We start from the raw sequence: 20,923 nt of genomic DNA on the forward strand, positions 1-20,923 counted from the left end.
TTGTTTATTCTTTTCACCTCACTTACCAACGGCTGACAAAGGGCTGGTATACTTGTTCGCCGATCAGATGTTTTTCCAACTTGTAGATTTCCATTCTGATCAATGTCTGGTAACTGACGTTACGTTTGAGCTGCCGATGATAAAAGGTGCTCATCAATTTATCTTCAAATTCCTGCACATAGACTTTACGCCCCTTGTCTTTTAACAGAACGGCTCCCCCGTGTTTTTCAAAATCCCTTTCTGTTAACATTCTCTTACCTATCAGGTTGAAAAGCACCCTGTCGGCCAGTATCGGTTTAAAAATTTCCGCAATGTCCAGATTCAATGTAAAGCGGCGAAAGTTGGTAGCATGCAAGAAACCGATCCGTGGATCAAGATGAGTCTTGTAAATTTCGGTTAATACTTTCATGTAGACAAGGGTGTTTCCAAAGCTGATCAGTGCGTTTAGCGGATCTTCGGGCGGGCGTTTGCTGCGCCCCTGAAATAAAAAATTTTGTTCGGTGAGGATTTGATTGAATGATTCGTAATAATGGGCCCTGGCATTCCCTTCAAATGCCATGAGTTCTTCAATGCTTTTAGAATCTGCACTTTTTTTGGAAAGAGCGGTTATGGCCAAAATTTGTTTTTCAACATCCTTGCCCCGGTTTTGATAGTAGCGCAAGACCTGCAAAATGTTGGCCAGAGCTCCACTTACAAATTTTTGTGCAAGTTTCAAACGGCTTGGATAATCAAGGTAATGTTCAGTTTGTTTCAGGATCATGTAGCCGGAATTGTAATGTTCGCGGGGATAGAAGCTGCCGATATAGTGGCCATGGTAGCCCAAAAAATGCAGTATGACCTCATTTTCGTGAAGAAATTCCAGCAACTTTTTGTTAATATCCACTTCGCCAAAAATAAAGATGTCACGGATACTGGTAATGGGGAAATAACGGGCTTTTTCCGAAGTTTCAACAAAGATCGTATTCCCCTTGCGTTTTAAACGGCCACTTTGAAAGAGATAAAGGGTTTTATTCATGATTCGCTCCTCATTGATTTTAATTTACTGGCTGGGAAGGCCGGACATTCAGGGTTTAAAGGGGGAAACCCTTTCGGCCTAAGCCCAGCACAATTCAGCATAAGCGCACTTTGAACACAACTTGATCTTCTCGGGAGGCGGGGGATATTCACGATTCAACAGAGCGGTAATTTCAAATTTGATCTGTGCAACCTGTCGTGACAAGGTTTCATCAAGAAATAAACGTTCCTTGCGTCGCTCTTCAGGAAAAAGCAGTTCTCCTTCAGCTTTTATTCCCATGGCCTCCAGTTCGTGCAGATAGAAGGCCAACTGCAATCTGGCCGCTTCCCGGGCACGGGAAGATTTTTTAACCTCCCCGATGACTAGTTGCTTGTTGCCGCGGCGAATCAGATCCAGGCAGAGGTGTCCTAGACGGATCTCTTTTTTTTCCCGCCCATAAGATTGTTGGTCAATAAGACGCCCCAGGGCCAAATAGACATTGTCTTCATCCGGGCAGATCTGCCGTGAAGCAAGCCAGGCCTGGCGGGGGCAGACCATGTAAGCTTGAACCATACTTCCGGTGATGCGGATGTTATTTTCCAATAAAACGGGTCTCCTCCCGGTATCATTCTATTTTTCAACCAATGACAACTTATTCTAAATCAGGATTTGAGCCAAGTGCCTTTCATACCGAATAAAATAGTAGTTTGTTACTAAAATCTATACCGAAAAATAAGTATGAGGTTGCTTGATCAGCAATAGGGAATGGGTGCACAACAACAAAGGAAAATCAGAAGTGTTCCGGGTTAACCGGAAGAAGCAGATATTATGAGGTTTAAGGGGTATTTTTCAAAATTAAGCCGAAAATCTAAAAGATTTACAACGACACCGACAATAATTTACCATCACGGATAGGCTAGAAAACCCATTAAACTAAACTCAGGCATTAGCGAGATCGTTAATATAGTTTCAATTCCTCATAGGTAGGCTGGAAATTGAGATATGCGACACAGAGCTTCCAGAGGCAGATAGGTTTCAATTCCTCATAGGTAGGCTGGAAATAAATTCGCGGATATGCTGTCTTTGGAGGTTTTACAGTTTCAATTCCTCATAGGTAGGCTGGAAATCACATCGAAAATGATTGATGCTGACCTTCCCCTTGGTTTCAATTCCTCATAGGTAGGCTGGAAATGGCAATTACCGGATAAAAGGGCGGGTGAAATAATGGTTTCAATTCCTCATAGGTAGGCTGGAAATGGACTACGACTACTGGTGCATGAGAACATACCTGCAGTTTCAATTCCTCATAGGTAGGCTGGAAATGGCTTTCACCGGCTCGATCTGGCTGTTATGTATAATCGTTTCAATTCCTCATAGGTAGGCTGGAAATACGTGGGGACGCAGGAACTAAACGAAGCTTTGAGTTGTTTCAATTCCTCATAGGTAGGCTGGAAATTTTCCGGTTCGTATAATTGATTTGAAATAATAACGGTTTCAATTCCTCATAGGTAGGCTGGAAATCTAAAACCGCCGGAGGTATTTTTATGAAAAAGTTTTGTTTCAATTCCTCATAGGTAGGCTGGAAATTAGGTGACGGGAGTCTTTTTGACCCTGTTAAAAGGGTTTCAATTCCTCATAGGTAGGCTGGAAATCCCCTTTATTTTTTCTAGATTGCCTTCAGGCGATCTGTTTCAATTCCTCATAGGTAGGCTGGAAATCGGAGATGCGTCAGCAAGGGCTGATTGATAGCCTCGAGTTTCAATTCCTCATAGGTAGGCTGGAAATAGATTTACCATTTATTGAATATGTGAGTTTTAGACCAGTTTCAATTCCTCATAGGTAGGCTGGAAATAGGGATCTTGCGGAGCCCCTGTTGCGCCGGTGCCGTCGTTTCAATTCCTCATAGGTAGGCTGGAAATAGCATCCTCACGCTGATAGGGAAGGATTTATGTGTCGTTTCAATTCCTCATAGGTAGGCTGGAAATGTTATCACCACGAACTGACGCAAAAAGAGGTTGGTGGTTTCAATTCCTCATAGGTAGGCTGGAAATTTTTATATATTGTGTGGAAACACGTTGCTGTTTCTGGTTTCAATTCCTCATAGGTAGGCTGGAAATGCGCTTCCCCCGGGGTGTCCACTCCTTCAATATAATCGTTTCAATTCCTCATAGGTAGGCTGGAAATCGGAAAAAATGGAAGACTTCTCCGTGTCCGATTGGAGTTTCAATTCCTCATAGGTAGGCTGGAAATCCGTTAAATACACGTATTGCAAGGGTTTATCAAAAAAGGATATTTGATTGAAAATATTATCCGGCGTTTCATTTTTACTTCTCCAAATACAAAAAAGCGTTATCTGGCAAGCGTTGCGGGTTTTTTCTTGTCATATTTTTAAGTGGCGTCGGTTCCCGGGTGTTTTTACATCTCCGGGGGACGACGACAGTTGAATAGCTTTTATTTGCGAATGCCAGCAAAAGCCATTCTACTACTATTTGATTCTACACTCAAGGTTGTTTTCCTGTTTTTATATCGGTAATCTTGAATTTATTTTGATGTGCTCCTTTGATATGTCCATGTATTTTACCAGAAGGCTCGGAGGGGGAATTTTGCGACGGAATGAGAAAAAGAAAGCAACAACGATGCTGATTTAACTGAATGGCGCAAATCAATTCAATTGACAGACATGTGCATAATTTGTTATAATTGTGCAAGTTTGATCAAATTTTTGTAATAGAAAGGAGTGCTGGTTTTATGACTTTGGTTATCGACTGCGTGGCTATCGGCGATACGATGATGCAAGAAATAATTGAAGAGGTCAAGACACTCAAAAGTAAAGGTATTACCCCGGGTATTGCCACCCTGCTGGTGGGGGACGATTTTGGCTCCAGGATGTACCGTGGGCAGGTCGAGAGGTTTTGTGAGGAGGTTGGTTTCAACTATATCAACGAGAATCCCCCGGCAGATATTCCCGAGAAAGATGTTATCGAGGTTGTAAAAAAACTGAATGCTGACAGCGCCGTGAGCGGCATTTTGCCACTGCGCCCCTTCCCGGAACATATTTCCGACAGTGCGGTGATCAATACCATCGATGTGAACAAGGATATTGACTGTTTCCATCCTTTCAACATGGGCAAGCTGGCCCTCGGGGAACCCACTTTTCCGCCGGCCACTCCGGCGGCGGTGATTGAAATTCTGGAGCGCTATGCGCGTGAAGTCGAGAAGGTCGATCCCAAGGATTTCTTCGAGGGAGCGGAGATCGTCGTCGTTGGCCACTCGAATATCGTCGGGAAACCCGCTGCATTTCTGGCGCTTAACCGCAATGCTACCACCACTGTAACTCATGTATTTACGAGCATGAAGGGCAATCTGGCGCAGCATACAACCAAAGCCGACATTCTGATCGTTGCCGCGGGCAAGGCTGATCTGATTGGCCCGGACCTGGTCAAGGAAGGGGCGATCGTGATCGACGTGGGTATAAACCGGGTCAAGGTACTTGATGAGAACGGCCAGCCAGTGCTCAACGAGAAAGGCAAGCCCAAGACCAAGACTGTCGGTGACGTTTCTTTTGATGCCGTCAAGGATAAGACCAAAGCCATCACTCCTGTTCCCGGTGGTGTGGGCTCGGTAACCAATCGCATGCTTATCAAGAATGCGTTGAAAGCCTGCAGGATACAGAACAATCTGTTATAAATCGTGAACCTTCGTTTCAGGTGAACAATTTTGGGGACGGTTTTCGCTGCCAGGGGTGGCGAGCCGTCCCCTTTGTCTTTTCGGGCGGCTGGCTTGGTCTCGGGTCTTTCCCGGCCAAAGGGGGCAGAAAAATTCCCCAAGAAGAAACGATAACGGGTTGTTCTGTTTTCAGATTCTTCTCAGCCCGGCTTTGCGGGCGATTTCCAGGGCAGCCCGGTATTCGCTGGAAGTGATCCTTCTTCCCAGCACAGGATGCCCCACGACCTTGTAGCAGGGCCGGTACTGCGCCATGATGTTGACGTAGGTGTCACGGGAGATTTTTTCAGCGATGAAAGTCATTATTTTCTCCGTGCCGGCTTTCCCTTCCGGCAGAACCAGATGCCTTACCAGAAGGCCATGGACCGCCGTTCCATTCTGATTGTTGAAGACCAGATCCCCGACCTGCCGGTGCATTTCCTTGACCACCGCAAAATTGATTTCCGGGTAATCGGGTGCTCCGGAAAATTCCTCGGCAGGTTCGCGTTCACCGTATTTCATATCGGGCATGTAGATATCGACGACCCCGTCCAGGAGGCGGATCGTTTCCGGATCATCATACCCCCCGGTGTTGTAAACCAGCGGGAGTTCGAGGCCAAGACGGGAGGCGGTTCTCACCGCATTCAGGATGTTGGGGACCACATGGGTAGGCGTCACCAGATTGATGTTGTGGCAACCCATCTGCTGCACCCTGAGCATGATGTGGGCCAGCTGTTCATCGGTGACTTCCCGCCCTTCACCCAGGTGGGCCAGGGTGTAGTTCTGGCAAAATGAGCAACCCAGATTGCAGCCGGCAAAGAAGATGGTGCCCGACCCCCTCGAACCCACCAGCGGGGATTCCTCGCCAAAATGCGGCCCGAAGGAAGATATGAGCGCCCGGTATGTTATTCCGCAGAAACCGGTTGCTGGCAGGACAGATTTTCCGGACCCCGTGTCTTTGTATCTCATGGCCCGGCAATGCCGGGCACATAAGCCGCAGGGGGAGGCAAGCTCTCTTGATCTGGCGATCTTCTCGTTCCATTGTTCCTCGTCAAGAGAGAGGTAGATTGGCGGGCGTGGATCCACGGTAAATTTATTCATCTGTTCAATCCTGTGCCCATGGAGAACGACGGTCGGAAAACTCTGCACGGGCGGTGGTCGGGGCTTTCCTCCTTCGTTTGTTCAGAAACTGAATGTTGCGTAACAGTGGCCGCGGGCCGAACCTGCCCCGGGATCATGCACATTGCCGCAACAGTGCTGAAATTATAGTATCATACCGAGGCCGATACGACAAAATATATGAAACGACGAGCAAGGAACTGGCATCCCCGATGTGGAATATTCAACCATCGATGTACCCTGGGGGTCTTCCGCGAATGGATGGGCTTGGCTTATGCCCTTCCGGATCTTTAACCGTCAATGCACCCGGGGCAATCGTTTGCATGGCCTGTTTTGAGTAGTTCAATTTCTATGGGTATCATAGCGAACAAAAAAATCTGCGAAAGGAAGGAGGGGGACAGACATGAAACTGATGTTCATCGCCGATATCCACGGTTCGCTGCATTATACACGCCGTGCTCTGGAGTTATTCGAGAAGGAGGATGCCGATCATCTTCTTCTCCTGGGCGATATACTCTATCATGGGCCGCGTAACCCGCTCCCCCGGGACTACGACCCCGCGGAGGTGGCACTTGCCTTCAACAGTTATGCCGAAAGAATTGTTGCCGTGAAGGGCAATTGTGACAGTGAAGTCGATGAAATGGTCCTCGATTTTCCGCTGGCGGCTGTTCTTTCTACCGTTTTTCTGGAAGGAAGAAGGATATTGATGACGCATGGCCACATATACAATGGGGATCTGCGGCCCCCGTTGAATCGGGGCGATGTTATGCTCTGTGGCCATACCCATATCCCCGCTCTCGGGAAGAAAGACGGGATATATATTGCCAATCCGGGGTCATTGTCCCTGCCGGCGGGAGACCATTACCGTTCTTACGGCCTTCTGGATGCCGGCTCTATCTGCATCAAGGACCTGGAGGGGAAGCTCCGGGAAGAACTTTCGTTGTGTTGATGCAGATAGGTTGCGGGGTGACATCAGCCCCCGATCATGGATAATGACATATCCTTCATCAATTGAAAATAAACTGAAGAAAATAAAAGATGGGGAGGATGTAGCTTCCGGAAGATCACAGGAAGCCGTCCACCAGATAGGGTAGATCATAAAAGGAATCTTGGCCCAGACGAACGCAACATTTCTTTGCCAGTTTTTTCAAATCTGTAGATGTATCCAGTTCTATCCAACCACGACTTGAACTCCTGAAACAGTATCTTTGAGCTTCGAACTCCCTGGTTTTCTTGTTCACAAGGATAAATCTCATGAGGGGATTGTACCAATCATCGCATTCTATTTTGAGGTATATTGTGATCATGTTTTTCATGATGTTTACTTTTGCGTCAAGTTTTTTGGGGATGCTGCTTTTAACCGCATTTATTTCACTTCTGGAGAAAACCGGTGGCCTTATCTTTGCCAGATATACCATTCCGTTTGGTGTTTCATGTACTCTGTAACCATCGGGAATTCTATCAACAAGGGTTCCATCCGGTTTTTTTGAAAACCAGTAGCGCGGATTGCCCTTCCTGGTCAATCCCTGATGCAAATAATAGTTGCCATCCAGAAAATTGGTATATACGAATGCCATTCCAGAAGCCCCCTTGGAATATTTTGTTTCATGGATACCCGAAGATATTCTCGATGATTTTGATATTCTTGATTATATCACGCTTTTTTAGCCCGACAGGTTGACAAAATAAATATAGGGGAAAGAGACCCAAGCAGCAGCAATTATCTCCTGAAAACGGGGAAGCACAACATGCATTGTGCGTGGCTCGTTGTGCCGGCAGGGTGAGCATCGTTGACTCCCTCGCAATGGTTGCAAGATGGCATCCTGTTTCCGCCTGGCGGGTCTTCTTCCCGGCCTGCACTGCACTCCGGTGGAGGCAGCTGACGGGGGCATTCATACAATTGACGTTCATAACCTAGAATTGCTATAATTGCATCGCATGGACAATTTCCTGTCTTTGGAAATGAAATCGACTTCAATGCCGGATGGAGCATCGAAAAATATGTTTTGAAACTGCCGGGATTGTTACGATTATAAAAATACCGGAATACGAAGGAGGGCGGAAAATGTCAAAACGAATTGGAGTATTCCTGTTTACTGTCGTGGTGTTCATCTTGATGATCGTTCCGGTCATTGGCTGTTCGCCGCCGGATGAGTTGTTCCAGACGAAAAGTGAAGAGGAAAACGGGGCGCTGGAGGCGGAGAAGTTGGAATTGCCGGGGGGGCCTCACCAGTATCCCTATCCGGAAGGCCTGGTTCTGCCGCAGGTTTTTATCATGTCAAAGGATTACTACGATCAGGCTGACCTTGATGCCTTGCAGGGCAATGTGGTAGAGCCTCTGGTCGCTCATTTCGATTCTGAGGGGCAGACCGTTGTTTCCATTTTTATCGACAACGATAACAGGGAAGGAGCCGAAAAAAACTATTTTCTGATCGAAGTCATCATCTCCAAAAATGACGGGTCAAACGAACCTATTGAATTGGAGTTCATGCATTACAAGGTTGATGGGCAGATACCGGAATGGGAAATGATAGACATCATGGAGTAGCTGTTTGAATTGCACTTCATCCATTGATTGTAGCGTTCGTCATCATGGAGAAGGGCTTGAAATATTTGATTGAATCCTTCGGGGGTGCAACGATTTTCCTGTAAACTGTCGGGAAGAAAAAGCGCTTGTATCATTACTTTTCTACTATCCGGTTGCTTGCCTAATTGAACCGGTAACGGTAAAATATTGCCATGGATGATAAACGGATCTTCTCCGTAACTGAAGTCAACAGTTATATCCGGGGTCTGCTCGAGACCGATAGTATCCTATCCCATATCACGGTGGCCGGAGAGATTTCAAATTTCACTCATCATCGTTCGGGCCACATGTACTTCACTTTGAAAGATGAGCGTTCCTCGTTGCGTTGCGCCTTTTTCAAAGGAGACAATTTCCGTTGCAAATTTCTGCCTTCCGATGGGATGAACGTCTGGGGCATCGGTCGCATTTCTGTCTACGAGCCTTCTGGCCAGTACCAGCTCATTGTCGATGAGCTCGAACCTGCAGGGATGGGCTCACTTTATCTGGCTTTTGAACAACTTAAAAAACAGCTCGAGCGGGAAGGGCTCTTCCATCTGCGGCACAAGAAACCGCTTCCTGCTTACCCGCGCCGGGTGGGGCTGGTGACTTCCCCGACCGGGGCCGCCCTGCAGGACATTCTGAGCACCGCCGGGAACCGCTTTGCTCCCGTTCAATTTCTGCTGGTTGAAACTTTGGTGCAGGGAACAAGGGCTCCTGCCGATATCGTGGCCTCTATCCGCCGCCTCAACCGTCTGGGCAATGTTGATGTTATCATCCTGGCTCGCGGGGGAGGTTCGTTGGAGGATCTCTGGGCTTTCAACACCGAGGAGGTGGCCCGGGCCATATTCGCTTCCGCTGTCCCCATCCTTTCGGCTATCGGGCACGAGACTGATTTTACCATCTCCGACTTTGTGGCCGATCATCGTGCACCAACCCCTACCGGGGCGGCATCGCTCCTTTTCCCGAAACGAGAAGATCTTCGCTGGCAGATCGGTTCCCTGAATGACAGGCTTTCAGCGGGCCTGTGGAGGCGGGTGGAGAGGGAGCGGCAGCGGCTCGAATATATCATCACCGAACGTTTTTATCGTCTTCCGTACGAGTATATCGGGCGGAAAGAGGAACAGCGGCGGGAATTATCCTCGCGGCTAAAACAAACCTTTCTCTACCAGCTCCAGGAAAAAGCTTACCGTCTGGCCAATTCTACCACCAGGCTGGAAGGCCTGAGTCCCTTCAAGATCATGCAACGAGGTTACAGTTTCTGTCGCGATGAAGATGGCCGCCTGGTAACGTCCGTGGCCGATATGCGTGAAGGCGAACGGCTGGAGCTAACTTTCCTGGATGGGAAGGCCTGGGCACGGATAGAGAAGATAATAAAAGGGAACAGTTCTTGATTTTTGTTGTCTGAATCCAATTTCAATTGTAAATAACAATACAGGGAGGAGCGCGGGAAATGACCGGGGGCAAACAGAAGATCTCTTTCGAGAAAGCGATGGAGAAACTGGAAACTATCGTCAAGAAGATGGAAAGCGGGAAACTCTCGCTGGAGGAGTCGCTGGAGTTGTTCAAGGAGGGGATCGATCTGACGACGGTCTGCAGGGAACTGCTCGCCGAAGCGGAATTCAAAGTTAAACATCTCCTGAAAAACGAGGAGGAGGGCGGCCGGGATGTCGATGACAATAAAGACTTGCCGGTTGAAGGCAGCAGTTATGACGGGGACAGCGATGATACCTACAGATATGAAGAATGATTCAATAAACCCCCTGTAATTTTTTTTGGCAAAGGGGTAAATATAATTCTACGGTCCCGAATCGAGGAATCGGGGAATCGAGGCATCGAGGCATGGTGGAAATGAAAAAAAATGTGGACGACAAACGAGTCCGTGATCGGGCCCGGACGGAACTTGGCAGAAAACTTGATGATTGGAAGTTCATGGTCGATGAATATCTGGGCAGGATCATCGACCGAGCTTCTCTGCCCGAACCGATCATCGCCGAGGCCATGAATCATTCCTTGCTGGCGGGAGGGAAGAGGTTGCGCCCGCTGATCTGCCTGGCGGCTGCCGCCACGTTCGGCCTGCATGCGGAGGTGATCATGGAGGTTGCATCCGCAATCGAACTGGTACATACATATTCGCTTGTGCACGATGATCTGCCGGCCATGGACGATGACGATTACCGGCGGGGGCAGCCAACCTGCCATCGTGTCTACGGGGAAGCTACTGCCATTCTGGCCGGGGATGCGCTGCTCACGCTTGCTTTCGAGTTGCTGGCGCAGTTTGGCCTGAAAGAAGGAGGCGCACATCACGAGCAGAACGCCCTGCGCCTGGTTCATGAACTGGCTTCAGCAGCGGGGTACAGGGAGCTTGTATGCGGGCAGACGATGGATCTGGCTTCCGAGGGGCGCGATGATCTATCGCCGCGGGAAGTAGAAGAGATCGGGCGCCGCAAGACGGCGGCCTTGATTCGCGCGGCGGCAAGGATGGGAGCTATTGTCGGTGGAGCCAACATCGGGGAACTGGAAAGCATCTCTCGATATGGCCTGTTCATCGGCATGGCTTTTCAGATCGTCGATGATATGCTGGACATGGAGGGTGATCCCGAGCGGATGGGCAAGAAAACGGGTACCGACCTCAGGAAGGGCAAGGCGACCTACCCGGTGTTGTGGGGCAGGGAAAAGGCTTGCAGGAGGGTGATGGTGCTTTATCAAAGTGCGATGAAGGAACTGGAACAGTTTGGTTCACGTGCCGCAGCCCTGCGATTTCTGGCCGGCCGGGTTGTCTCCCGGCAGGATTGAAGGAAACAATTTGCCCCTGTTTTTTTGACCTGCGGATCGGTCAATATTCTGTTGTTGCTGACTACGTTCTATGTTATAATACTTTGACACAGGGCATAAGTGATGCAGTATTCTAGTTGAAGCCGCTGTTTCCAAAAACGGGCCTAAAAATCCGTTGAGGGCACATCAATGAAGTCCCTGGTGCTGGCTGCTGACGCCCAGTCGGGGGTCGGTGCTGGGGGTTAAGGAACTGGGGCGATCTACAAAGGCATGTAGGCGTTGACCCTAGCTCCGTGGAGACCCAAGTGGGTGGTGTATTGCTGTAGTGGCAAAGGACTACTGCTTGGGGTGAACCTGTATGCGGTGAAAGCTGTGTGCAGCGTAGCCTGCCTTGAGGTGGTGCGGGTGGAGGAAGCCGCTTGCTACTTAAACCCCCACTGCAAAAGAGGCTAGGAAGCAGAAAGGCTTTATCGAGGAAATCTCCTAGGCTGTTTCCGGGCGCGGAAGGTATCTTCGGGGTTAAAGTACGAGCTAAGTGGCAATCCAGCTCTGCTGTTGGCAACATGGCGGGGATGATCGTAATAGGAAACTTCCTGATCGGCAACGACAGGTGATCATCCGGGAAATCCTGCTGGACCTAAGCCGTAAAGTTTACCGGGGTTATCATCACTTATGCCTGATTTATATAATCGGTCTGAGCTCCATGGGTTTTCGGCTTGCTTCCTGTTCCCGGATCCCCGGGGGCGTTATTTTTGGGGTGAAGATGTTTGGCACGAAAAAAAGGAAATGGGGCCGGGAACGGCTGGGTCATCCGCATGGCCATCGGGACTTTTCTTCTGGCAATTGTCTTCGGGGTTGCTTCTCAACTGCTTCTTCAGAAAGTATTTTCACTTTATCTGGCGTTGCTAATATTGATAGTAGTAGTATTGATCGGGATTGTTTTCGATGGTATCGGCACGGCAGCGGCGGCGGCGAAGATGGCCCCGTTGAATGCCAAGGCTTCCCGAAAAATTGAAGGGGCGCGCAAGGCGGTGCAGCTGGTCAAGAATGCAGATCGCGTGGCCAACTTCTGCAATGATGTTATCGGCGACATAGCCGGCATCGTCAGCGGGGCGGTCTCCGCGGTGATCTTCTTCAATCTCTTTTTTTTCGAAGAAGAACAGGAGTTTTACCTGCGTATTCTGCTTACAGCCGCGGTGGCCGCTGTCACGGTGGGGGGGAAGGCCTGGGGCAAAAACAGGGCCATCCGCAAATCAACGGAGATCATGCTGGCTCTCGGCCTGTTGCTGACAAGGCTGGAAAGGATTTTGCCGTGCAGGTGGGGCGTTTTCCGGAAGGATAAATAGAAAATAATATAGTAATTGGTTAATATTATAAATGGATTGGCAGAAGAAAACAGGATTATAGATAACAGAAAACAGAAAGCGACATGAAAAGGGGTTGTCAGGAACTTGGCCGGAATACTGGATCGTGTGCAGGATCCATCGGATCTGAAAAAAATGCAAAAAGAAGAGCTGGATCAACTCTCTGCCGAAATCAGGGATTTCCTCATCGAGGTGGTCTCCGCAAACGGGGGACATCTTTCTTCCAGCCTTGGGGCAGTGGAGCTGGCGGTGGCCCTTCATCATGTTTTCTCATCACCCCGGGACAAGATCATCTGGGACGTTGGCCATCAGAGCTATGCCCACAAGGTGCTTACCGGAAGGAAGAAGGTCTTCGACACCCTGCGCATGCAGGGCGGCATCAGCGGTTTTCCCCATCGTGAGGAGAGTGAACATGACGTTTACGGAACCGGTCACAGCAGCACTTCGATCTCGGCGGCGCTCGGGCTGGCCGAGGCCCGGGAATTGAAGGGGGAAGATTGTCACGTCATTGCTGTCATCGGCGATGGCGCTCTTACGGGAGGAATGGCATTCGAGGCTTTGAATCATGCCGGGGCTCTGAAACGGGACATGATCGTGATACTGAATGACAACAACATGTCCATCGATCATAACGTGGGCAGCATCTCTTCCTATCTGGGAAGGATAAGAACCAGCCCGGGTTATACCAGGCTCAAAGAGAAGATCACTCTCTTTCTGCACCATGTACCGCTTATCGGCCCGTTGATTGCGGGTGCAACGTCCCGCCTGAAATCGGCCCTGAAACAATTGCTGATCCCCGGGATGCTCTTTGAAGAACTGGGGTTCACCTACCTGGGGCCCGTGGATGGCCATGACATCAAAAAACTGATTGCAATTTTGCAGAGGGCTGCCCGGAAGAAAGGGCCGGTTTTGATTCATGCCCTTACACAGAAAGGGAAAGGGTATATTCATGCGGAAAAAAACCCCGCCGAGTTCCATGGCGTCGGCCCATTCGATGTTTCCAGGGGACTGTCATCCCCGGTTTTACAACGGGCGCCTACCTACACGGAAGTGTTTGGCCGGACCTTGTTGGAACTGGCCGAAAAGGATGAACGGCTGGTGGCCATCACGGCGGCGATGACCGCCGGCACCGGGCTCGAATCATTTGCGGCCAGATTTCCCGAGCGTTTCTATGATGTGGGCATCGCCGAGGCACATGCGATTACCCTTGCCGCCGGCCTGGCAGTGGGTGGGATGAAGCCGGTGGCGGCAATTTACAGCACTTTCATGCAGCGGGCTTACGATCAGGTTATCCACGAGCTGGGTGTGCAGAAAATTCCCGTCGTGCTGGCCCTCGATCGCGCGGGCATCGTCGGGCGGGATGGTGAAACCCACCAGGGTGTCTTCGATCTTTCTTACCTCAGGCACATTCCCAACCTCTCCATCATGGCCCCCAAAGACGAGAATGAACTGTGTCACATGCTCAAGACGGCCTTCGATCATGAAGAAGGGCCGGTGGCCATACGTTATCCGCGATCTGCGGGCGAGGGTGTCTCCCCGGAGAACCCCCGGCAGTTGCCCTGGGGCAGAGCGGAACTTCTGCGCCCCGGCAATGACCTGCTTTTGCTGGCCCTGGGCTCGATGGCCTGGCCTGCGCGGAGGGCGGCGGAACGTCTGGCTGCCGAGGGGGTTGATGTGGCGGTGATAAATGCCCGTTTTGCCAAGCCTCTGGATGAGGATCTGATCCTGGATCTGTCCCGGAAGTGCCAGGGGGTCATGACCGTGGAGGAAAATGTACTTGCGGGTGGTTTCGGCAGCGCCTGCCTGGAGCTTCTGGAGGAAAATAAATTGCCGGTCCCGGTCAAGCGGCTGGGGATCGGTGATGAATTTGTGGCGCATGGTAGCCGGGAAGAGCTTCTTGCCCTGCACCGATTGGACGAAAAAGGCATCTACGAGGAAGCGGTCTCTTTTGCGGCCCATATCAGAGGGGAAGAGAGCCCGGTAGCCGGCAGCCGGTTCATGAAGTAGACGGGGTTCCATGCCTTCCCCATCCGCTGGTTGGCCCGGGGCATGCCTTGCCTCACGCTGCCGGGAAATGGTGGGAGATGGTAGGCGATGGTGAAGAAAAAGAGATTGGACATTTTGGCCGTGGATGCCGGTTTTTTCACCCATTCCCGTCGTGCCCGGGCGGAGATAATGGCCGGTAACGTGCTGGTCAACGGTCTTGTTTGTGATAAACCGGGGACCATGGTTCCCGTTGAAAGTGAGATTGCCCTCCTTCCGCCGGAGAACCCCTATGTGGGAAGGGGGGGGCTGAAAATTGAAGGCGCCGCCAGGGATCTGAATTTCAGTTTTGAAGGGAAAGTCGTTCTCGATGCAGGTGCTTCGACGGGGGGATTCACCGATTACGCTCTCCGCCATGGAGCGGCCAAGGTCTATGCCGTTGATGTCGGTTACGGGCAGCTGGACTGGAAGTTGAGGCAGGATCCACGCGTGATCAACATGGAACGCACCAATATCCGCCATCTTCGCCGGGAAGACCTGGGCGAGATCCCCGACATTGCTACCGTCGACCTTTCGTTTATTTCCCTCAAAAAAGTGATCCCGGTGCTGGTGGAGATCGGTATCCCGGAGATCGTCGTACTGGTGAAGCCGCAATTTGAGGCCGCACGGGGGAAAGTGGAAAAAGGGGGGGTGGTCAGGGATCCGGAAGTGCACCAACAGGTGGTTAATGATATAATCGAATTCGGGGAAAGCCTGGGCCTGGAACATGGAGGCATGGCCCGATCAAGGCTGAAAGGCCCGCGTGGCAACCTCGAATTTTTTCTATATTTTGCTTGAAGGAGCAGCACCTTTGCGCACAATTGATTTCATTTTGCTCGGTATCATCATCGTCGGCATGGCGTTTTATTTCTGGCACAGATATCGGCGTCCAGGCCCACGCAAGCCCCGGAAACGTTCGGAGATGACACGGCTGCAGGGCAAGGCCCTGGAAGTTCTCGCTGAAGCGGGCTATACCTTGCAAGAAAAACATCCTTCCATCTCCGTGGTCCTGACCGTGGATGGGCAGAAGAGGCGAGATATCAGCCATGAAGCTGATTTTATTGTACGTAAAAAAGGACGCCTTTACCTGGTCAAGATTGTCAAGGGTGAACGACCCACGCCATTAACCTCGGTAGCTTTCAGAAAAGAGTTGCTACTCGATCATTTTATTTTCCTCCCACATGGAATTTTGATATATAATGCTAATAATGACCGGTTTCAGGAATTGCATTTTGCAAGCGGTGGCTACTCTGTCCGCGAAAAGTTGATGACCAGACTGGCACTTGTACTATTGATTGTTGCCGGGGTAGCCGTTATCGTTTATTCGCTGTACAGGGAGGTTTTGACTCTTTGAAAGGTGTAGGCATAATCCCCAACTGGCAGAAAAAAAATGCTTTGGAAGTGGTTGAAAAAGTCCGTTCTTTTTTCGAGAGTGAAGGTATACCCGTGATCGTGATGGAGAGGGACGATGGAAAACGCAAAACTTTGCTGTCCGAACGGTTGGGGGATTGGCATGGCAAAATAGAGATGCTCATTGTGGTCGGGGGCGACGGCACGATCCTGAAAGTGGGGCGGGACCTCGCTTCCTGGGGGTTGCCCATTCTGGGCATCAATGTGGGGCATAAAGGTTTTCTGGCGGAGATGGAGGTTGAGGGGTTGCCGCGTTATCTGCCGAACATCATTTCCGGCGATTACCTGATCAGCGAACGCATCATGCTGAAAGCCACAGTCGTGCGCGGGGGGAAGGAAATCAGCTCCTTCAGTGCCATGAACGATGTGGTGATCACCAAGGGGCCGTTCTCCCGCATCATCCGCCTCGATGTCAATATTGACCGCGAGTTCCTGGAAAGCTACACCGGCGACGGGATCATCATTTCAACCCCGACAGGATCCACCGGTTATTCTCTTTCAGCAGGGGGGCCGATCGTGAACCCGGTTCTCGACGTCATCGTGATCACGCCGATCTGCCCGCACAGTTTCTCCAACCGCTCTGTCATCGTGGACGGTTCAGAGGCGATTCAGATCAACGTTTCCACCGCACAATCGGATATCGTGCTGACTGTCGACGGCCAGGTGGGCTTCGTCCTCTCGGATGAAGATCATGTTGTGGTATCCCGATCGCCGATAAAAACATTGCTGGTTGATTTCAAAAACAGGTCATTTTACAGCCTTCTGGGCCTCAAGCTGAAAGAGTGAGGATGGCTGATACAACTTTCCCGGCAACCGGGCCAACATATGGTACGAGAAAAATCGGAGACACGCAATTGAAGGAAAACGGTTGAAGATTGATGCAGGTGCACCTCCGCCGGCCGACGGTAGAAGCCTCCGCAAGGTTCGGGGCATCCCGGGGCGGCGGGGCTCAGCATCTCTGCCCTTCCCCGGCGGGAAAGAACGGTAGAGAAGGCCCTTTCGTTCCGGGTCAGGTATGGAGGAAGTACGGATGCTGCGCGGATTGCATGTAAAAGAGTTTGCCCTTGTGGAAGACCTTTCCCTGGAATTTGCCCCCGGATTCAATGTTTTGAGCGGTGAAACCGGGGCGGGCAAATCCATCATCGTCGGCGCCATCGGCCTTGTTCTGGGTGGGCGGGCGGACACCGGGCAGGTTCGAGCCGGTGCCGGGACTGCCCGCGTGGAGGCCATCTTCGAGCCGGCCGGGGAACCGACACTTGCGGAACTTGGTTCCCTGTTGAAGAAGGCAGGCATCGAGGAACCCGGGGAAGGCGATCCGTTGATCATCTCCAGGGAGGTACATGCCGATGGGCGCAGCAGTATCGGACGGGTCAACGGAAGGGCTGTTCCCATTTCGTTTCTCAGGGAACTTGGGGATCTGCTGGTAGACCTGCACGGTCAGCATCAGCACCAATCCCTGTTACGCCCCGACCGGCATCTCGAACTTCTTGATGCTTTCGATGCCGGGACGATCCACCCTCTGCGGGGGGAGATTTCCGCACTGCTAAGCAAAAAAAAGGAATGGGAAAGGGAACTTGCGGCGCTGGGCCAGGATACACGGGAGAGGGAACGGCGCCTGGACCTGCTCCGCTTTCAGATCAGGGAGATCGAGGAGGCCCGCCTGAAGCCGCAGGAGGAACGGGAACTGAAAGAAAAAGAAAATGTACTGACCCATGCCGAAAGAATTGCCGGGGCCATTTCCAGTGCATATCGGCTTCTGTCGGGTGGCGATTTTCAACAATTGTCGGTCAGGGACCAGCTGGGACAGGTCCTGTCGCAGATAAATTCTGTTTCCCGCTGGGATCCTTCCCTGAAGGGAATAGAAGAATTGCTGGAAGGGGCGGCGGCACATCTTGAGGAGGCCTCCCTGGAAATCGGCACTTACCGCTCCGGAACCACTTTCGATCCCCGTGAACTGGAAAGGGTACAGAGTCGGCTGGACGTTATCCGCGGTCTCAAGCGGAAATACGGGGAGACCGTGGAGGATGTTTTGAATTTCTCCGAGCAGTGCAGCCGGGAATGCGAACGGTTGCAAAAAAGCGAGGAGCATGCGCTGCAACTGGAAGAAAAAATCGATACTGCCGGAAGAAAACTGGCTTCCCTATGCCGGCGGCTGACGCAGCGGCGCCGGGAAGCGGCTGCTTCACTGCAGAAACATCTGCAGCAGGTTTTTCCGGATCTGGCACTGGAAAAAGCAGTGTTGGAAGTCAGGATCGGCCCCACTGAAACAGGTCCCCGGGGGGCGGACCAGGTTGAATTTCTTTTTTCCGCCAACCCGGGGGAGCGGCCGAAACCCCTTGTTAACATCATATCCGGTGGTGAGGTGGCGAGAGTTATGCTGGCATTGAAAACCGTATTTGCCCGCCAGGACCCCCTGCCCACCCTCATATTTGACGAAGCTGATGCCGGGATTGGCGGTGCCACGGTGCTGGCCGTGGCGGAGAAGATGGCCGATCTTTCCCGTTACCATCAGATTTTGACCGTTACCCACAGCCCCCAGGTGGCCTCCATGGCCGACAATCATTATTTTCTTTTCAAGGAGGTGGAGGGGGGGCGCACCATGACTCGTGCGCGGAAACTTCAACCCGAAGAAAGAGCAAGGGAGATTGCGCGCATGCTTGACGGCGGCATCGGCCGGGTGAACCTCGAGCATGCCGCGCTGCTTATCGAGAGGGCGGAAAAATACAAGAGGGTATTCAAATAGAAAACATGGTCAACAAATAAGATATAATGGCCGGAATGCAACGATAGAAAAAAGGAGTAAATTTTTGAACAAAGGAGGAACATATCGATGATTTTCGAATTGACCCAGGAACAACAGGCCATGCAGAAGATGGCCCGCGACTTTGCCGAGAATGAGATCAAGCCCCTGGCGGCGGAATTTGATGAGAGGGACGAGATGCCGGAGGATCTGATACGCGAGATGGTGAAGCAGGGGTTTGCATCCATTTCCATCCCCGAGGAATACGGCGGCGGTGGCATGGACGAGCTGACCGTAAGTCTGGTTACCGAAGAACTGGGGCGTGGGTGTGCCGGCATCGCCACGGCGGTGGGTGCAAATTCGCTGGCCTGTTATCCGATCCTCATTGCCGGGAGCGAGGAACAGAAGAAAAAATATCTTACCATGGCTTGCGAGGGAAGTTTTGCCTGCTTCTGCCTGACCGAGCCCGGCGCCGGGTCGGATGTTGGTTCGATTTCCACCACGGCGATCAAGGATGGTGAAGATTACATCATAAATGGCACCAAGTGTTTTATCACCAACGGGGCCGTTGCCGATTTCTACGTTGTCTTTGCTGTTACCGATCCGCAGAGGGGGGCGCGCACCCTTACTCCATTTGTTGTCGAACGGGGTACGCCCGGCCTTTCTGCCGGAAAGAAAGAAAAGAAGATGGGAATCCGGGCCAGCAACACTTCGGAGGTTATCTTCGAGGATGTCAGGGTCTCCGCCGGGAACCGCCTGGGAAAGGAAGGCGGTGGTTTCCGCACGGCGATGCGCACGTTTGACCTCTCCCGTCCCATGATCGGTGGTCTGTCCGTGGGCATTGCCCGCGCCGCTTACGAGGCGGCATCCGCATATGCCCGCGAGAGGGTCCAGTTCGGGAAGCCGATCATCCAGCAGCAGGCTGTCTCTTTCATGCTTGCGGACATGGTGATGAAGATCGAAGCGGCCCGTCTTCTGGTCTGGAAAGCAGCCAGCCTGGCTCCTGGCGGGGAACGAAAGACATCGGCATATTCATCGATGGCCAAGGCGCTGGCCTCGGATGTGGCCATGGAGGTGACCACGGATGCGGTCCAGGTTCTGGGCGGGTACGGGTACACCAGGGAATACCCGGTGGAAAAATACATGCGCGATGCCAAGATAATGCAGATATTCGAGGGCACCAATCAGATTCAACGCCTTGTGATTGCCGATGGTATTGCCAAGGGCCTGATTTGACCGCCGATTTGAACTGTCGGCGCCGGGGACAGGAAAACAGGGGGAAGTGAAGAAGATCGAAATTCAGTCAGAAGGGGAGGCACGGCCTCCCCTTTTCTTTTCTGAAGCTCAGAATCCCGATATGCGGGAATTCATGTTATCTTTGCTGCCGTACAACCGCACCCTGTCGGCGACCATGGCGATGAACTCGGAATTGGTGGGCCGGCCGCGTTGGCTGCTTATTGTATAACCGAAAAATTTCTTGATCACATCTACATTGGTTCTCTCCCAGGCTACCTCGATCGCATGGCGGATTGCCCGTTCCACACGGCTCGGCGTGGTCTGGAATTTTTCGGCGATCTGCGGGTAGAGGACCTTGGTTATGGCTCCCAGAAGCTCGATTTCCTCCACAACCGAAAGTATTGCTTCACGCAGATAGAGATGGCCCTTGATGTGGGCAGGAATACCGATCTCGTAGAGCATCTCCGTGATTTCTTCTTCCGGGGGCCCGCTCTGGCGGCGATGATTGGAATTATGAACAGATTCCCTGGGGGCAGATCTGTTTACCGGAAGGGGGGCGCCGTTGATCTGGCGTATTCTTTCCGCCAGAGTATCCATATCGAAAGGTTTGAGAATGTAATATGAAGCACCCAGGTCCACTGCTCTCCGCGTGATGCTCTCATGCCCGAAAGCGGTGAGCATGATCACGCACGGCATTTTTTCCAGCGGCAGGAAAGGAAGCTGTTCCAGGACACCGATACCGTCCAGATACGGCATGATGATATCAAGAAGAAGTACATCCGGCTCATGTTCTTCCAACAAGCTCAACGCCTCATTGCCATCGTAAGCGGACCCGACCACTTCCAGATCGGGTTCATCGTTAAGAAAATTGCTCAAAAGATCGTTGAATTCCGGGTTATCATCGGCAACAACAATTCTTAACATTTGAAAACCTCCATTCCAATTTTGGTAATTTATGTTTACGGAGTACAATTATTCGACATTGGTTTAGAAAATCC

General features: G+C 51.4%; 18 protein-coding genes and 1 CRISPR repeat array. Of the genes, 13 read left to right on the forward strand and 5 right to left on the reverse strand.

Annotation, left to right across the window (positions count from 1 at the left end; genetic code table 11):
• Positions 1-22 precede the first annotated feature (22 nt).
• Both cas1b and cas4 read right to left on the reverse strand, forming a co-directional pair.
• Positions 23-1,015 carry a type I-B CRISPR-associated endonuclease Cas1 gene (gene cas1b, locus GX364_03380; protein NLI69894.1) on the reverse strand — a complete coding sequence of 331 codons (993 nt, stop codon included), beginning with the start codon at positions 1,013-1,015 and terminating at the stop codon, positions 23-25.
• Between the two features lie 78 nt (positions 1,016-1,093).
• Positions 1,094-1,567 carry a CRISPR-associated protein Cas4 gene (gene cas4 / locus GX364_03385; protein NLI69895.1) on the reverse strand — a complete coding sequence of 158 codons (474 nt, stop codon included), beginning with the start codon at positions 1,565-1,567 and terminating at the stop codon, positions 1,094-1,096.
• Between the two features lie 393 nt (positions 1,568-1,960).
• Positions 1,961-3,244: a CRISPR direct-repeat array (repeat unit 30 nt; unit sequence GTTTCAATTCCTCATAGGTAGGCTGGAAAT).
• Positions 3,245-3,742: 498 nt separating this feature from the next.
• Between cas4 and GX364_03390 the strand changes: the two genes are divergently transcribed.
• On the forward strand, positions 3,743-4,681 hold the full coding sequence (locus tag GX364_03390; protein NLI69896.1) for a bifunctional 5,10-methylene-tetrahydrofolate dehydrogenase/5,10-methylene-tetrahydrofolate cyclohydrolase: 939 nt from the start codon (positions 3,743-3,745) through the stop codon (positions 4,679-4,681).
• Between the two features lie 168 nt (positions 4,682-4,849).
• Here the strand turns inward: GX364_03390 and GX364_03395 are convergent, their stop codons facing one another.
• A complete protein-coding gene (locus tag GX364_03395; GenBank protein ID NLI69897.1) occupies positions 4,850-5,797 on the reverse strand; it encodes a radical SAM protein in 948 nt (315 codons plus the stop codon).
• A 421-nt stretch (positions 5,798-6,218) separates the two neighbouring features.
• On the opposite strand from GX364_03395, the gene yfcE reads away from it, so the two are divergent.
• Positions 6,219-6,764: a phosphodiesterase gene (gene yfcE / locus GX364_03400; GenBank protein ID NLI69898.1), complete on the forward strand. Its 546-nt coding sequence runs from the start codon at positions 6,219-6,221 to the stop codon at positions 6,762-6,764.
• 115 nt (positions 6,765-6,879) lie between these two features.
• Here the strand turns inward: yfcE and GX364_03405 are convergent, their stop codons facing one another.
• Complete coding sequence (locus GX364_03405) at positions 6,880-7,392, reverse strand: hypothetical protein (protein NLI69899.1); 513 nt, start codon at positions 7,390-7,392, stop codon at positions 6,880-6,882.
• 488 nt (positions 7,393-7,880) lie between these two features.
• Here GX364_03405 and GX364_03410 point away from each other — a divergent pair, with 488 nt between their 5' ends.
• From GX364_03410 to GX364_03460, 11 genes are all read left to right on the forward strand, one after another.
• The gene (locus GX364_03410) at positions 7,881-8,363 is read left to right on the forward strand and encodes a hypothetical protein (protein ID NLI69900.1); all 483 of its coding nucleotides are present in this window, start codon (positions 7,881-7,883) and stop codon (positions 8,361-8,363) included.
• A gap of 191 nt (positions 8,364-8,554) precedes the next feature.
• Entirely contained in the window at positions 8,555-9,772 is a 1,218-nt protein-coding gene (gene xseA / locus GX364_03415) for an exodeoxyribonuclease VII large subunit (protein ID NLI69901.1), read from the forward strand.
• Positions 9,773-9,831: 59 nt separating this feature from the next.
• Complete coding sequence (locus tag GX364_03420; GenBank protein ID NLI69902.1) at positions 9,832-10,128, forward strand: exodeoxyribonuclease VII small subunit; 297 nt, start codon at positions 9,832-9,834, stop codon at positions 10,126-10,128.
• Positions 10,129-10,229: 101 nt separating this feature from the next.
• On the forward strand, positions 10,230-11,174 hold the full coding sequence (locus GX364_03425) for a polyprenyl synthetase family protein (GenBank protein NLI69903.1): 945 nt from the start codon (positions 10,230-10,232) through the stop codon (positions 11,172-11,174).
• Between the two features lie 794 nt (positions 11,175-11,968).
• On the forward strand, positions 11,969-12,499 hold the full coding sequence (locus tag GX364_03430; GenBank protein ID NLI69904.1) for a hypothetical protein: 531 nt from the start codon (positions 11,969-11,971) through the stop codon (positions 12,497-12,499).
• 105 nt (positions 12,500-12,604) lie between these two features.
• A complete protein-coding gene (locus GX364_03435) occupies positions 12,605-14,524 on the forward strand; it encodes a 1-deoxy-D-xylulose-5-phosphate synthase (protein ID NLI69905.1) in 1,920 nt (639 codons plus the stop codon).
• Between the two features lie 87 nt (positions 14,525-14,611).
• Complete coding sequence (locus GX364_03440) at positions 14,612-15,337, forward strand: TlyA family RNA methyltransferase (protein NLI69906.1); 726 nt, start codon at positions 14,612-14,614, stop codon at positions 15,335-15,337.
• A gap of 13 nt (positions 15,338-15,350) precedes the next feature.
• Positions 15,351-15,893: a hypothetical protein gene (locus tag GX364_03445; GenBank protein NLI69907.1), complete on the forward strand. Its 543-nt coding sequence runs from the start codon at positions 15,351-15,353 to the stop codon at positions 15,891-15,893.
• On the forward strand, positions 15,890-16,735 hold the full coding sequence (locus tag GX364_03450; GenBank protein NLI69908.1) for an NAD(+)/NADH kinase: 846 nt from the start codon (positions 15,890-15,892) through the stop codon (positions 16,733-16,735). The genes GX364_03445 and GX364_03450 overlap by 4 nt, the downstream gene beginning before the upstream one ends.
• Before the next feature lie 244 nt (positions 16,736-16,979).
• On the forward strand, positions 16,980-18,692 hold the full coding sequence (gene recN / locus GX364_03455) for a DNA repair protein RecN (GenBank protein ID NLI69909.1): 1,713 nt from the start codon (positions 16,980-16,982) through the stop codon (positions 18,690-18,692).
• Positions 18,693-18,779: 87 nt separating this feature from the next.
• On the forward strand, positions 18,780-19,925 hold the full coding sequence (locus GX364_03460) for an acyl-CoA dehydrogenase (protein NLI69910.1): 1,146 nt from the start codon (positions 18,780-18,782) through the stop codon (positions 19,923-19,925).
• Positions 19,926-20,033: 108 nt separating this feature from the next.
• Here GX364_03460 and spo0A read toward each other — a convergent pair whose 3' ends face one another.
• Positions 20,034-20,849, reverse strand: coding sequence for a sporulation transcription factor Spo0A (gene spo0A / locus GX364_03465; GenBank protein ID NLI69911.1), 816 nt, complete (start codon positions 20,847-20,849; stop codon positions 20,034-20,036).
• Between the last annotated feature and the right edge of the window lie 74 nt (positions 20,850-20,923).

The organism is Bacillota bacterium, assembly GCA_012518215.1.
In the GTDB taxonomy this organism is placed as follows: Bacteria; Bacillota; Dethiobacteria; order DTU022; family PWGO01; genus JAAYSV01.